This window comes from Cupriavidus taiwanensis (assembly GCF_900250115.1).
Classification (GTDB): Bacteria; Pseudomonadota; Gammaproteobacteria; order Burkholderiales; family Burkholderiaceae; genus Cupriavidus; species Cupriavidus taiwanensis_B.
Genome location: NZ_LT984803.1, coordinates 673,828 through 687,877 on the forward strand (window position 1 = coordinate 673,828; position 14,050 = coordinate 687,877).

A 14,050-nucleotide genomic window follows, 5' to 3' on the forward strand; every position below is an offset into this window, starting at 1 on the left:
GCGTCCGCCCGGCCGTGGCACCACCCTATTGCCTTTGCGGGGCGAGCCGCGTAGAACGGGGAAAAACCGCCCGCGCCAGGCGCGCGGCAAGAATCACCCAGCATCGCCCCGACGCCGCGTACCGCCCGGCCCGGTGCCGTGCGCGGAGACCGAGGTGTGACATGGAGACCCAGGAAAGTACGCTGACGCTGGCGCTGATGACCGAACCCGCGCGCCTCCGCATCTGCCGCGCGCTGCTGGAAGCCGGCGAGGCGGGACTGCCCGCCACTGACCTGGCGCAGGTGGCGCGGCTCAGCCTGGGCCGTGCCGGCCATGTGTTCCAGGAGCTGGTCCAGGCCGACGTGCTGGCGCTGTCGATCCAGGAGCGGCGGGTCTGCTACGTGCTGAAGGCGCGTCGCGCCGTGGTCGAAGCACTGGGCTATATCGACGCCAGCGGACTTGCCGACTGAGCACGCCAAAACGGGCCCCGCGGGGCCCGTTCGCATTGGCGCTGCGGCGCTCGCCGCGCGCCCTGCGTCACTGCGTCACTGCTTCGGCGCGGCCATTTCCTGGCGGGCCGTGGCATCCGCTGCCTTGTTCTCAACCGTGCGTTCCTGCTTGGCGGCGCCGACTTCATCCTTGTACTCGCCCTTGGCGGCCTTCTTTTTCGCCTTGTATTCGGCGGCCGCCTTCTGACGTGCCTCGCGCCGCTCGACCAGCGGGTCCTTCGGCGGCTGGATCTGGGTCACACCGGGCGCCGCGCCCTGGCCGCCGGCGGGGCTGGCCGAGGTCGCCGGCATGGCGGGCGTTGCCGGCGTTGCAGGCATGCCCTGCGCGGCAGGGACCGCCGGCGTGGCCGGGGTGGCGGGCGTGGCGGTGGTCTGCGCAATGGCCGCGGCACAACTGAGGCCTGCCAGGCCTGCCGCAAGCACGCTGGCAATTCGGGTATGGCGAGCGGGTTTTTTCGGATCCATGGAATACCTCCAGGGTTAGGGTCGGAAGCGCCGGCCGAGGTGGCCGCGGCGCGACGTATGCCGCACATGCCTGCCTGGCAGGCCACGCGGCGACAAGGCCAGTCTAGGCAGCGGGCCGGCTGCGCGCTGTCGGGCATGCGCCGATGAAATGCCGGAATTGCTCCTACACGCGCCGCGTGACAGGCAAGCGCGATTTCAAGTTTCTTTAACGCGACGGCAAGAAGATTCACTTCCGCCGTTGCTGCACTTCCGCCACCATGGCTGCCACGGAACGTGGCCGCGGATCCCCCCGGACCAACTGCCGATGACGCTGTTACGCTGTTGTCGTCGTGCCAGCGCAGCGTGCGATGGCATAAGAGCGGATAGACTGAACCATGCGAGCGCAAGGCCTCCCGGTGTTCATGCTGCTGGCCGGCCTGGTGGCCGCGCCCAGGCCCGCGCTGGCCCAGGCGGAGCCGGCGTACCGCGTGGTCGGCGCCAATGTGCAGAAGCAGGCCAGCTCGGTGCTGACACTGATGTCGTTCGCGGTGGTGCCGGACCTGGCTTCCAGTTCGCTTTCCATCAGCAATGCCAACACCGACAACCCCGACCTGACCCTGTGGCAGCTCGGCGGCGGCTTCACGCTGAGCCAGTCGTTTCCACTCTACCTGGAGGGGTCGATTGCCTATAACCGCTACGACCCCGCCTTTGTCTCCAGCAACGGGCAGGAATCGCGCCGCTTGCCGGCCAAATGGAACACTTTCGCGGGCACGGTCGGCATCGGCTGGGATTTCCCGCTGATCCCCAGCAAGGAACTGGTGTTCCGCCCGATCTTCAACGCTTCGCTCGGCCGCGTGGCCAGTGACCTGTCCATCGCCCAGTTCGCGGTCGAGCAGAAGACCGAGCGCGACATCGCCTTCCTCAGCGACGGCTCGATGAATGCCTATGGCCTGGGCGGAGCGGTGATGCTCGACTGGGAAAGCCACCGCGATAACCGCGATATCGACGTGGAGCTGCGCTATACCAACATCTACCTGCGCAGCTTCGGCGGGTCGTCGGGCATCGAGGTCTCGTCCGCCGCGCAGACCGCGAGCCTGTACGCGCGCTGGCGCGCCCCCACCGGCATGCGCGCGCTCGACCGGCCGGTGCGTTATGTGCTCGAGCTGTCGCATTCGCATTATTTCGGCAACCAGGCCGGGGCGCTCGGGTTCGACCACCTCACCACGCTGGGCACCGGCCTCGAGCTGGATACCAGTGCGCACGAAGTGTTCGTGACGCGGATCCGCGCGGTCGTGCGCTACGTCTTCGGCAACAACGTCTCGGGCGTGTCGATGGGGATTGCCGCAAGTTTCTAGCGTTCCCGCCCTGAAAGAAAATCTGTCTGTCCAGGCCGCGCCGAGGGCAGCAACGATGGTCGAAACGCGGCCATGACATGGCCGGGAAATCCCCCGCGAACCCTGCGGCGGGGCCCGTGCTAGGCTTCTGGCAAGTCAAGGAAAACTTTCCCGCCATGAAGTCTCCCGTCTATCTGAATGCCCTTCGCGCCTTTGACGCCAGTGCCCGGCACCAGAGCTTCTCGGCCGCTGCCGCCGAACTGAACGTGACGCCCGCAGCGATCGGCCAGCTGGTGCGCAGCCTGGAAGACTGGCTTGGCACCCCGCTGTTCCATCGCCAGGCCAAGGGCCGCGCGCGCCTGGTGCTGACCGAAGTGGCGGAACGCGCGCTGCCCGACATCCGGGCGGGTTTCGACCGGCTTGCCGTCGGCCTGGACCGGTTGAAGGAGGGCTCGGCCAACGGGATCCTGACGGTGACCACCAGCCCGGCCTTTGCCGCCAAATGGCTGCTGCCGCGCATCGAACGCTTCCACGCCCGATGGCCGGATACCGACGTGCGCCTGGACACCAACCTCAAACCGCTGGATTTCGCCACGCATGGCATCGATATCGGCGTGCGTTATGGCGCAGGGCAATGGCCTGAGGTTGCGGCGGAGAAGCTGATGGACGAGCAGATCTATCCGGTCTGCTCGCCCGACTATGCACGCGGCAAACGGGTTCGCAAGCCTGCCGATCTCGCCGGCGTCACGCTGATCCATGACCTCTCGGTCCCTAGTCACGCCGGCTTTGCCTCATGGAGTGCCTGGCTCGATGCGGCCGGCGTCGAGGGCGTCGAAGTCAGGCGCGGCATGCGGATCAATAACTCGGCGGCGGTCTTGCAGGCGGCGATTGATGGCCATGGCGTGGCACTGGGCCGCAGCGTGATGGCGCGGGACGATCTGGTGTCGGGCCGGCTGGTGCGGCTGTTTCCGGACATCGAATGCCTGTCCGCGCTGGCTTACTACGTCGTGTATCGACCGGAGTGTGCAAGCCTGCCGAAACTCGTTGCGTTTCGCGACTGGTTGTTCGACGAGGTGGCGAGCGCCAGAGCGCGTTTGGCTTGAGACCGCCGACCACGTGGGCGATCAACGCGCTATGCGGGTGGTCATCCCGATAACCGGTGCGCGCCGGACGCCCCCCCCCCCCCCCCCCCCCGGGAAAACCCGCATCCAGCCTCTGTCTTGAAATGCCACTACCCCGTCCCTATAATTAGCACTCGTCAGGGGGGAGTGCTAACAGCCCTCTGCGACACCTGAACATTTCTGACGGCCGTCGCCTCGGTAGCCGGCCGATTTGTGATCAAAAACACACTTTGTATCTAGGAGTCCGTATGAATCTGCGTCCTCTGCACGACCGCGTGATCGTGAAGCGTCTGGACAACGAAACCAAGACCGCGTCCGGTATCGTGATTCCCGACAACGCTGCCGAGAAGCCCGATCAAGGCGAAGTGCTGGCAATCGGTCCCGGCAAGAAGGATGACAAGGGCAACAACATCGCCCTGGACGTCAAGGTCGGCGATCGCGTGCTGTTCGGCAAGTATGCCGGCCAGGGCGTGAAGGTGGATGGCCAGGAACTGCTGGTCATGCGCGAAGAAGACATCATGGCCGTGGTCAACAAGTAATCCATTACTTGTAGCCCCACCCGTACAGATTTCAGGAGATTCAGAACATGGCAGCAAAAGACGTAGTGTTCGGCGACGCCGCCCGTGCCAAGATGGTCGAAGGCGTGAACATCCTCGCCAACGCCGTTAAAGTGACCCTGGGCCCGAAGGGCCGCAACGTGGTGCTGGAGCGCAGCTTCGGCGGCCCGACCGTGACCAAGGACGGCGTGTCCGTGGCCAAGGAAATCGAGCTGAAGGACAAGCTGCAGAACATGGGCGCCCAGATGGTCAAGGAAGTCGCTTCCAAGACCAGCGACAACGCCGGTGACGGTACCACCACCGCTACCGTGCTGGCCCAGTCGATCGTGCGCGAAGGCATGAAGTACGTTGCCGCCGGCATGAACCCGATGGACCTGAAGCGCGGTATCGACAAGGCTGTCGCCGCCGCCGTGGAAGAGCTGAAGAAGGTCAGCAAGCCCACCACCACCAGCAAGGAAATCGCCCAGGTTGGCGCGATCTCGGCCAACAGCGACACCTCGATCGGTGAGCGCATCGCCGAAGCCATGGACAAGGTCGGCAAGGAAGGCGTGATCACCGTCGAAGACGGCAAGTCGCTGGCCGACGAGCTGGAAGTCGTGGAAGGCATGCAATTCGACCGCGGCTACCTGTCGCCGTACTTCATCAACAACCCGGAAAAGCAGGTTGTCCAGCTGGACAGCCCGTTCGTGCTGCTGTTCGACAAGAAGATCAGCAACATCCGCGACCTGCTGCCGGTGCTGGAGCAAGTGGCCAAGGCCGGCCGCCCGCTGCTGATCATCGCTGAAGACGTCGAGGGCGAAGCCCTGGCGACCCTGGTGGTCAACAACATCCGTGGCATCCTGAAGACCGCCGCCGTCAAGGCCCCGGGCTTCGGCGACCGCCGCAAGGCCATGCTGGAAGACATCGCCATCCTGACCGGCGGCACCGTCATCGCCGAGGAAGTCGGCCTGACGCTGGAAAAGGCCACCCTGAACGACCTGGGCCAGGCCAAGCGCATCGAAATCGGCAAGGAAAACACCATCATCATCGATGGCGCCGGTGACGCTGCCGGCATCGAAGGCCGCGTGAAGCAGATCCGCGCCCAGATCGAAGAAGCGACCTCGGACTACGACCGTGAGAAGCTGCAAGAGCGCGTGGCCAAGCTGGCCGGCGGTGTTGCCGTGATCAAGGTTGGCGCTGCCACCGAAGTCGAAATGAAGGAAAAGAAGGCCCGCGTGGAAGACGCCCTGCACGCCACCCGCGCTGCGGTGGAAGAGGGCATCGTCCCCGGCGGTGGTGTGGCCCTGCTGCGTGCCCGCGCTGCGATTTCGGCACTGACCGGCGACAACGCCGACCAGAACGCCGGTATCAAGATCGTGCTGCGCGCCATGGAAGAGCCGCTGCGCCAGATCGTGCTGAACGCCGGTGAAGAAGCTTCGGTGGTCGTTGCCAAGGTTATCGAAGGCAAGGGCAACTACGGCTACAACGCCGCTTCGGGCGAGTACGGCGACCTGGTCGAAATGGGCGTGCTGGACCCGACCAAGGTCACCCGCACCGCACTGCAGAACGCCGCTTCGGTGGCTTCGCTGATGCTGACCACGGACTGCGCAGTTGCCGAAACGCCGAAGGAAGAGTCGGCTCCGGCAATGCCGGGCGGCATGGGCGGCATGGGCGGCATGGAAGGCATGATGTAATCCATCCCCGGCCTCCTGCCCGCGAGGGCAGGTCGTGATGAAAAAACCCCCGCGGACGCGAGTCCACGGGGGTTTTTCTTTGGATGGCCGGCGCGGTGGCGCGCGGGCCGGGTCGCGTCAGACCTCCACCACGCAGCACCAGTCAAAGGCCTTGTTCTCCAGCTCGCCGGTACGCCGGCTGACATAGCCGCGCGGGTTGCAGACCACGCGCGAGTTGTCGACCCAGTAGTCGAAGCTGGTGTGGGTATGGCCGTGGATCCACAGGTCCGCCTGCGCGACCAAGTCTGGGCGGCGCGACAGGAAGCCCCCGGAGACGAGGTCATGCGAAAAGCGCGGGTCCAGGCTACCCAGATCCGGGCCATGGTGCGTGACCACGACCGTCTTGCCCGGAAACGGCAGCGCCAGCTGCGCCGACAGCCAGTCGGACGCGGCCAAGTGGCGTGCCAGTGCGTCCCGCGGCGTGAACTGGCGCATGTGGCCATCGTTGCCGCGGATTTCGATCAGCCGGTGGTCAAACATCGCTTTCGCACACGCCTGCATGGCCTCGTCGCGCCGGTCGGTGCCGAACAGCGTGTAGTCGGTCCACCACGTCGTGCCGATGACGCGCACGCCGTCGAATTCGGCCACCTCGCCATTGAGCAGGCGCACCCGCGGATGCGCTGCCGCGGCCTCGGCCATCTGCTGGTCCACGGTGTCGAAATTGCTCTGGTAGTACTCGTGGTTGCCGGGCACGTAGAGCACCGGCTGGCTGAACGTGCTGACGGCCCAGTCGATGCCGTCGCGGCCGTTGGCGATGTCGCCGGCCAGTATCACGAGGTCGGCGTCGCACGCGGGTACGGACTGCGGCAGGTTGTGTTCGATGTGGAGGTCGCTCAAGATGCGTAGCTTCATCGGAACTCCAGGCGGGTAGGGCGCGCGCTGCATGGTCTCGGCGCCGGCAGGGGTTTGCCTGCATTCTTCAGAAGCCGGCCGGTCCGGTCAAGCCCCGGGATTCGCCCCGCAAAGCAAAAAAGCCCGGAACCTGGGTTCCGGGCAAGTGACTGTCTTGCCGGCATTGCACCGGGAGACAGCCGGGGGAAACGGTCGCGGTTTCCCGGAAGTCTTAACCTCCTTGTCCCGCCATGGTCGGCAGCAGCACGCGATAGATCTGGATGAAAGCCGGCCCCAGCAGCACCAGCAGCAACGACGGGAAGATGGTGAAGATCAGCGGGAACAGCAGTTTCAGCGCAATCTTGGCGGCCTGCTCCTCGGCGCGCATGCGGCGCTTGGTGCGCAGCATGTCGGACAGCACCCGCAGCGACTCGCCCAGGCTGGTGCCGAAGCGGTCGGCCTGGATCAGCATCGATGCGAACTTGTCCACGTCTTCCACGCCGGTGCGCAGCGAGAGGTTCGACAGCGCCTTTTCTTTCGAGAAACCCGAGCGTAGTTCCAGCAGCATCAGTTGCAGTTCATCGGCCAGCACCGGGCAGCGCAGCGCCAGTTCGTCGGCCACGCGCATCAGCGCCGCGTCCAGGCCGAGGCCGGCTTCGACGCAGACCGTCAGCAGGTCGATCACGTCGGGGAATTCCTCGAAGACGATGCGCTGGCGTTGGGAGACTTTGCGCGACAGTACCGCGTTGGGCAGGTAGTAACCGATCGCGCCCAGCAGAGCGAGCAGCATGAACATCAGCTCCTGGCTTTGCTGCCCGGGCTGGCTGCTGACCACCAGCAGTCCCAGCATGGGCAGGCCGACGGCCAGTACCGTCTTGGCGCCGAAGTACAGCGGTGCGGCGTTGGCACCGCGCCAGCCGGCATTCATGAAGCGCACGCGCAGTTGCGAGTTCTCCCAGCCTTCCTTGGGCAGCGACAGCCGCGACACCGGCTGCGCCCACTTCACCAGCTTTTCGATCAGCGCTTTGTACCGGCTCTGGTCCCCTTCGAATGGGCCAGCCTGGCCGGCCATCTGTTCGGCCCGCCCACGCAGACGATGGGGCGCGAGCGCATAGAGCACGCCGAACACCGTGCCGAACGCCGCCACGAAGATCAGCGCGAGCACGAGCATCTGGTCGCCCTGGAACCCCTGGAAAATCTCTTGCATGATGGACTCCCGTCAGTATGGCTGTCCAAGCCCTGCTTCTTCTGTTGCTGCACTGAGCTGACCGCGTCCGCCGCGTCAGACGCGGATCCGGATGATCTTGCGCATCCACAGCACGCCGAAGACCATCGACACCAGCGCTCCGCCGATCATGCGCAAGCCCATCGGGTCTTCCCACAGCACATTCATGAAACCGGGGTTGACCACCAGGATCAGGCCGGCGGTACAGAACGGCAGCAGCCCCAGCACCCATGCCGACATCTTGCCTTCGGCCGACAGCACGCGGATCTTGTCGAACAGCTTCAGGCGCTCGCGCACCATGGTGCCGATCGTGTCGAGGATCTCGGCAAGATTGCCGCCGCTCTCGCGCTGGATCAGTACCGCGATGACAAAGTAGCGCAGGTCGGCCACCGGCACGCGCATGGCCAGGTTGGTCATGGCTTCGTCCAGCGCCACGCCGTAGTTGATCTCTTCGAAGGTGGTGCGGAACTCCGGGCCGATCGGCGCCTTCATTTCCTGCCCGACCATGCTGAGCGCGCCGCTGAACGAGTGGCCAGCGCGCAGGGCGCGGCTGATCATGTCGACCGCATCGGGCAGCTGGGCCTCGAGCTGCTTGAGCCGCTTGGCGCGCAGGCGCAGCACGTGCAGCACCGGCAGCATGGCGGCCAGCACCGCACCCAGCATCACCAGTGAAGCCGGCACCGGCAACAGCGGAATCAGTGCGACCGCACACAGCACCACCATCGCGCAGTACCCCAGAAGCTGTGCCACCGACCACGTGCTGCCGGACTGCTCGAGCCAGCGATCGAGCGCGCCGATGCGCGGCACCCGCATCAGCCACTGCTGCATGCGCGGCGAGTCCGCCAGCAGGCGCTTCTTCAGGATCGACAGCTGCTCGGCGCCGACGTGTCCGCCGGCCGACAGCGCCCGCAGCCGCGCTTCGATACGCTTGGCCGCGGGTCCGTGGGCATTGTTCCACCACAGGTAGATGCCCTCGACGCAGAGCACCACGGCGACGAACAGCAGGATGCCGAAGGCGTAGAAGATCGTACTCATGTGCAGCTCCCCCGGATGGATCGTATTGGTATGTGCCCTGGCTGGTCAGACTTCGTAGCGCTTGGCGGGGTCGTAGGTATCGTCAGGCAGTCCCACGCCGAATACGCGCAGCCGCTCGGCAAACTTGGGATAGACCCCGGTGGCGCGGAAGTTGCCGCGCACGGCGCCGTCCTTGTCCACCCCGGTGCGCTGGAACGTGAAGATCTCCTGCATGTTGATGATGTCGCCCTCCATGCCGGTGATCTCCTGGATGCTGATGATCTTGCGGCGGCCATCGTTCATGCGCGCGGCCTGCACGATCACCGTGATGGCCGAGGCGATCTGCTGCCGCATGGCCTTGGCCGGCATGGTCAGGCCCGCCATGCTGACCATGTTTTCCAGCCGCGTCAGCGCATCGCGCGGGGTGTTGGCGTGGATGGTGGTGAGCGAGCCTTCATGGCCGGTGTTCATCGCATTGAGCATGTCGAGCGCCTCGCCGCCGCGTACTTCGCCCAGGATGATGCGGTCCGGGCGCATGCGCAGCGCGTTGCGCACCAGGGCGCGCTGCGTGATCTCGCCCTTGCCTTCGATATTGGGCGGGCGCGTTTCCAGCCGCAGCACGTGAGGCTGGCGCAGCTGCAGTTCCGCGGCATCCTCGATCGTAACCACGCGCTCGTCTTCGGGAATAAAGCCCGACAGGATGTTCAGCAGCGTGGTCTTGCCGCTGCCGGTGCCGCCCGACACCAGCACGTTGACCTTCGCCTGCGACAGCGCCTGCAGCAGTTGCGCCATCGGCGGCGTCAGGCTGCGCAGGTTGACCAGGTCGGCTACTTGCAGCGGATTCACGGCAAAGCGGCGGATCGACAGCAGCGGTCCGTCGATGGCCGAGGGCGGAATGATGGCGTTGACGCGCGAGCCGTCCGGCAGGCGCGCGTCGACCATCGGGCTGGTTTCGTCGATGCGGCGCCCGACGCGCGACACGATCTTCTCGATCACCTTCATCAGATGCGCGTCGTCGTAGAACACGACGTCGGTCAGTTCCAGCTTGCCGCGCCGTTCGACATAGGTCTGGCGCGCGGTGTTGACCAGGATGTCTGACACCGTCGGGTCTTTCAGCAGCGGCTCGAGCGGGCCGAAGCCGAACATCTCGTCGTAGATCTCGACGGTCAGCTGGCGGCGCTCGTTGTCGTTGAGCAGCACCTTCTGCTCGTCGACGATCAGGTTGACCAGCGCGGTGATCTCCTGGCGCACTTGCTCCTGCGGGTACCGTGCCAGTCGCTCCAGCTCGACGCGGTCGAGCACGGTCTCGTGCACGTCGCGCTTGAGCTGGTGGTAGCCGCCCGATACGGAGGCGGCCGAGGTCGCAAACTGGATCGCGGCGTGGCCGTTGGCAGTGAAGGCGGGCCCGGCATTGGCCAGTTGTTCTCGGATCGACATGATGGACTCCTCGTTGGCGCTGCGGTTGACCGTGGCCGGTCGGCTGCAATCGGTGAAATCAGGTGCTCTTGGCGCGCAGCATCAGGCGGCGCAGCGGCGATGCGGATTCGGTGCGGCTGCGCCGCTCGGCCTCGGCCGGCGTGCACAGCTGCGTGGCCATGGCCTGCAGCGCGCGCGTCATGGCGCTGCGCCGGCTCAGCTTGGCCACCGGCTCGCCGTGGCTGATGGCCTCGTCCACCGCGGCCGGGTCGTCGGGCAGCGTGAAGGCGGCCTTCACGCCGAAGATCTCTTCCATGGTGGCGCGCGGCATCTCGTGCTTGCGGCCGGTGCGGTTGAGCACCAGGCGGACCTTGTCGGCGGGATAGCGCAGGGCGCTCAGGATATCGAGCAGCTTGCGGCCCGGACGGCCGAAGGCAATGGCCGGCTCGGCAACCACGCAGATGCGCTCGCTGTGGTCGAGCACGCTGATCGACAGCGGGTCGATGCTCTGGCCCAGGTCAAAGATCACGAAGTCGTAGGCCGGCTGCACCACCGAGAGGATCCACTCGAGCTTGTCCTTCTGGATCTGGCTGGCCTTGACCGGGTCGGACGCGCCCGCCAGCATGTCGAAGCCGTTGTCGACATGCACCAGGCAGGCCTCCAGGAAGGCGCTGTCCATGCGGTCGATCTGGCTGCAGATATCCGGCAGGGTCGACGGCGGGATCTTGTCGCTGACGATATAGGTCAGGTCGCCGAAATGCCGGTTCAGGTCGACCACCAGCACGCGCTTGCCCAGATGCCGCGCCAGTGCGTCGCCCAGGTTGGCCGCGATGAAGCTGGTGCCGGCACCGCCCTTGCAGGAAATCACGGAAATGACCTGCCCGTTGTCCTGCGCGCGCGGCACATGGGTGGCTTCCACGCGCTTGAGGGCCTCGGACAGCTGGACCTTGTCAACCGGCCACGGCAGTACGTCGCGGATGCCGGCGCGCATCGCCCTGATCAGCACGTCCGGGCTTGGCGCCGGCGTCACCAGGATACATGGCAGTTCGGGATGCTGCTGGCGCAGCATCTCGATCGACTGCATCTGCTGGGGGCTGATGGCGGGCAACTCCAGGACAAGCAGATCCGCCATGCGCAGGCGACTGGCATGCAGAGGGAAACGACCAAGGCCCTCCTGCAGCGTCATGGCCTGGAAGTTGCCCACCGCGGCGCTGATCCGGTGGATCTCGGCGAGCCGGTCGGCGTCTTCGGAAACGATCAGAATTCTGAGCATGGTGTGCTCCTGGCTCATACGCGCTAGTTGCAGATCTTGCCGCCGGTGGAGGAGTCGAGGCTCTCCCGCGGCAACGTGGTCGTGAACGGGGGTAGCGACACCGTGATCGGCACCACCGGAATAAAGGTCTTGACCGTGATGTCGGCCACGCTGACGGTGACAGAGCGGCAGGAACTGCGCGCCGAGTCGTCGTCGGCGTCGCAACCACTGGGCTCGAATGCGACCTGGATATTGCTGGCCTTCAGCAGGGGCATGAGACTGGTCATCCGGTCCTTGATGGCGGTGTCGGTGACGTCGCACACTACCGCGATGCGGGCACCCAGCCGGGTCGCTTCGCCGGCGGTGTTCCAGTAGAACAGCACGCGCGAAAGCTCGGCAATGCCGATCAGCAGCATGAACAAGATGCTGGCGACCAGGGCGAACTCGATGGCGGCTGCGCCGGTCTGGCGCGAACGCAGGCGCGGAGCGCGGATCGGGGTCATAGCACCTGCCTCATTATCGTTGTGATGTCTGAGAACGCCAGGGCCCCCACGTTGAGGTAGGTCTGCATGGGCGAGTAGGTAAAGCCCGCGATCTTCACTGCCACCAGGTTGATGGTTCCCGCCGGCGTGCCGGAACTGCCGCCGCCTTCGTAAATGGCAACGTTGGCAAACTGCTTGCCGGCGCAGCCGCTCGAGTCGACCCGATCGCACACCACCACCATCGACGTGCTGAGGCCGTTCACCAGCGCCGTGCCGCCGCAGGTGGTCTTGCCATAGACGGCGATGCACTTGGCCTGGGCCACCGGGTAGTTCGGTTCGCTCGGCGCGTACTGCGACAGGAAGCGCGCCGCGTCGCGCGTGGCCTTGGTCAGGGCGTTGTACTGGTAGATGGCGCGCCCGAATTCCGCCACGCCGGTCACCAGCATCAGCAAGGGCACCAGGACCAGCGCGAACTCCACGGCGACCGCGCCGCGGCGGCTGCGCCTGCGTTGCCAGCATCGCTTCATGATCGGCTCCTATTGCACCAGCACTGGCACGCGCGGGCCATTGCCCGTGCTCGATCCGGGCACGCCCTGGGTCGCGCACGGGCTGGTGGGGTCCTTCGAACTGCCAAGGTACTCGATGTAGGTCACGTCTTTTACGCTGGGATCCTGCATCGGTTGCACCATCAGCATGCAGGCCCAGGACTCCACCGTGGCTTGCTTGGTCGAGGCAAGGTCATTGCAGTTCACCACGGGTACCTGTACCAGCCTGCGGTCGGCGCCAGCCTGATGGACCGCCTTGGTGGAAGCCGTGCCATGAGTCGACAGTCCGCTGTTCGCGTCGGTCTGGTACGGCTCGTTGGTACCGCGCTTCTGGATAAAGTCGGAGTAGGCGTTGCCACCGTTCGGCGAATTCCACGTTGTCACGCTGTAGGAATAGCCTGTGAAGTCCGGTGTGCCGTGCTCGGGTCCCTTGTAGGAGCCGGTATAGATCCCGAAGCGGGTGTTCCACGCGGGTATCAGCGACGAGATGCTGCCTGGCTGCCCCACCTTGGAGCCCACTACCGACAGGTCGCACTGCCCAGAGCCGGCCAGCAAGTCCGCCAGCTCGGAAGCGCCGCCTCCGGGGGGCGTCAGGTCGGCCCAGCCAAAGCTGCCAGGACCGTAGGGGTCCTTTTCGTCCTTGGACTTGATCCAGTCGCCGCGGTTGTAGGCGGTCCTGACCGGATTCGCGGTTTGCGGCGTGCAGATGTAGACCGGGATGGCGCACGCCGTTTGAGCACTGGTGGTGGTGGCGACCGCCATGGCATTCACGGTGCTGGGCTGGATATTGATCCCTGGCAGCGTGTTGAGGATCTGGATGAACCAGTGGGCGATCCCCGTGCGCTCGGCCGTGCATTTGACGTATTTGATCTTGTCGAGCGAGTAGGGGACCTTATCCTTGGTATAGAAAGTGTTGTCGGGAGTATCGCTGTACGAGACGTTGAGGTTCTCGAACATTTCCACCGCCTTGCCTTGGAACAGGGCGGCGTTGCTGGTGCCCGTGGTCAGGCCGGCGGCTTCGGACACGAGCAGGGGAGTGGCTCCCGTTACATCGCGCGCGGCCGCCAGTGCGCAGGCATCGACGCTATTCTGCAGTTCGCTCTTGGTTACATAGAGCTTGCCCAGGTCGAGTGCCAGCCCGACAAAGCCGATCAGCACGGCCAACGACAGCCCGACGATGATCGCCACTGCGCCGCGCTGGCGCCGGCGCCGCGTTAGCGTGGTCCGTGCGAAGCCCGATGTAGACATGATAGCCTCCGCGTTTCCGGGGTCAGCGGCTGTCGCCGCCTCCCATGCCGATGCCACCATAGCCGCCGGCGCCGAAGTCGATGGTCATGGATGGCGAGCCGCCTTGCTGGCCCTTCGCCAGCGAGCGGTCGAAGTTCTTCATCGCCGCCACGGCGGTCTTGCCGTCGGTGCCGGTGACGGTCGGCAGTCCGGCCGGCGCGTCGGGGTTGATGATCTGCATCTGCGTGACGGTTGCCAGCGCCACGCCGCGCTGGCCGTCCCACACCGGCGTCGAGGTCATGCAGCCCGACAGGCCGAGGCAGGCCAGGCCACCGAGCACCACCACGGTGGCGCCGCGCGAAAGCTTGAAGGTCTTGTTCATGGTCGTTCTCCGGTTGTGCG

At 65.6% G+C, this 14,050-nt stretch carries 15 protein-coding genes; 5 read left to right on the forward strand and 10 right to left on the reverse strand.

Going from position 1 to position 14,050, the window contains the following annotated elements; translation table 11 throughout:
- Positions 1 to 161 precede the first annotated feature (161 nt).
- Positions 162 to 449, forward strand: a complete 288-nt coding sequence (locus CBM2586_RS03200) for an ArsR family transcriptional regulator (protein ID WP_115686793.1) — start codon at positions 162 to 164, stop codon at positions 447 to 449.
- 75 nt (positions 450 to 524) lie between these two features.
- On the opposite strand, the gene CBM2586_RS03205 is transcribed toward CBM2586_RS03200, so the two are convergent.
- On the reverse strand, positions 525 to 953 hold the full coding sequence (locus CBM2586_RS03205; RefSeq protein ID WP_115686794.1) for a hypothetical protein: 429 nt from the start codon (positions 951 to 953) through the stop codon (positions 525 to 527).
- A gap of 374 nt (positions 954 to 1,327) precedes the next feature.
- Here CBM2586_RS03205 and CBM2586_RS03210 point away from each other — a divergent pair, with 374 nt between their 5' ends.
- The 4 genes from CBM2586_RS03210 to groL all read left to right on the forward strand — a co-directional run bounded on the left by CBM2586_RS03210 (position 1,328) and on the right by groL (position 5,617).
- Positions 1,328 to 2,287 carry a hypothetical protein gene (locus CBM2586_RS03210; protein ID WP_240987885.1) on the forward strand — a complete coding sequence of 320 codons (960 nt, stop codon included), beginning with the start codon at positions 1,328 to 1,330 and terminating at the stop codon, positions 2,285 to 2,287.
- 155 nt (positions 2,288 to 2,442) lie between these two features.
- Positions 2,443 to 3,369, forward strand: coding sequence for a transcriptional regulator GcvA (gene gcvA, locus CBM2586_RS03215; RefSeq protein WP_115686796.1), 927 nt, complete (start codon positions 2,443 to 2,445; stop codon positions 3,367 to 3,369).
- A 266-nt stretch (positions 3,370 to 3,635) separates the two neighbouring features.
- Positions 3,636 to 3,926, forward strand: a complete 291-nt coding sequence (gene groES / locus CBM2586_RS03220) for a co-chaperone GroES (protein WP_008644494.1) — start codon at positions 3,636 to 3,638, stop codon at positions 3,924 to 3,926.
- A gap of 47 nt (positions 3,927 to 3,973) precedes the next feature.
- The gene (gene groL / locus CBM2586_RS03225; RefSeq protein WP_115662857.1) at positions 3,974 to 5,617 is read left to right on the forward strand and encodes a chaperonin GroEL; all 1,644 of its coding nucleotides are present in this window, start codon (positions 3,974 to 3,976) and stop codon (positions 5,615 to 5,617) included.
- A 117-nt stretch (positions 5,618 to 5,734) separates the two neighbouring features.
- On the opposite strand, the gene CBM2586_RS03230 is transcribed toward groL, so the two are convergent.
- From CBM2586_RS03230 to CBM2586_RS03270, 9 genes are all read right to left on the reverse strand, one after another.
- Positions 5,735 to 6,508 carry a metallophosphoesterase gene (locus CBM2586_RS03230; protein WP_115686797.1) on the reverse strand — a complete coding sequence of 258 codons (774 nt, stop codon included), beginning with the start codon at positions 6,506 to 6,508 and terminating at the stop codon, positions 5,735 to 5,737.
- A 211-nt stretch (positions 6,509 to 6,719) separates the two neighbouring features.
- A complete protein-coding gene (locus tag CBM2586_RS03235) occupies positions 6,720 to 7,694 on the reverse strand; it encodes a type II secretion system F family protein (RefSeq protein ID WP_115662855.1) in 975 nt (324 codons plus the stop codon).
- 75 nt (positions 7,695 to 7,769) lie between these two features.
- A complete protein-coding gene (locus CBM2586_RS03240) occupies positions 7,770 to 8,747 on the reverse strand; it encodes a type II secretion system F family protein (RefSeq protein ID WP_115662854.1) in 978 nt (325 codons plus the stop codon).
- Between the two features lie 45 nt (positions 8,748 to 8,792).
- Entirely contained in the window at positions 8,793 to 10,163 is a 1,371-nt protein-coding gene (locus CBM2586_RS03245; protein WP_115686798.1) for a CpaF family protein, read from the reverse strand.
- A gap of 58 nt (positions 10,164 to 10,221) precedes the next feature.
- Positions 10,222 to 11,415 carry an AAA family ATPase gene (locus CBM2586_RS03250; RefSeq protein WP_115688613.1) on the reverse strand — a complete coding sequence of 398 codons (1,194 nt, stop codon included), beginning with the start codon at positions 11,413 to 11,415 and terminating at the stop codon, positions 10,222 to 10,224.
- A gap of 23 nt (positions 11,416 to 11,438) precedes the next feature.
- The gene (locus CBM2586_RS03255) at positions 11,439 to 11,897 is read right to left on the reverse strand and encodes a TadE/TadG family type IV pilus assembly protein (protein ID WP_115662852.1); all 459 of its coding nucleotides are present in this window, start codon (positions 11,895 to 11,897) and stop codon (positions 11,439 to 11,441) included.
- The gene (locus tag CBM2586_RS03260; protein ID WP_115662851.1) at positions 11,894 to 12,403 is read right to left on the reverse strand and encodes a TadE/TadG family type IV pilus assembly protein; all 510 of its coding nucleotides are present in this window, start codon (positions 12,401 to 12,403) and stop codon (positions 11,894 to 11,896) included. Before CBM2586_RS03260 ends, CBM2586_RS03255 begins: the two co-directional genes overlap by 4 nt.
- A 9-nt stretch (positions 12,404 to 12,412) precedes the next feature.
- Entirely contained in the window at positions 12,413 to 13,669 is a 1,257-nt protein-coding gene (locus CBM2586_RS03265; RefSeq protein ID WP_115686799.1) for a pilus assembly protein TadG-related protein, read from the reverse strand.
- Positions 13,670 to 13,691: 22 nt separating this feature from the next.
- Positions 13,692 to 14,030, reverse strand: a complete 339-nt coding sequence (locus CBM2586_RS03270; protein ID WP_115662849.1) for a hypothetical protein — start codon at positions 14,028 to 14,030, stop codon at positions 13,692 to 13,694.
- Between the last annotated feature and the right edge of the window lie 20 nt (positions 14,031 to 14,050).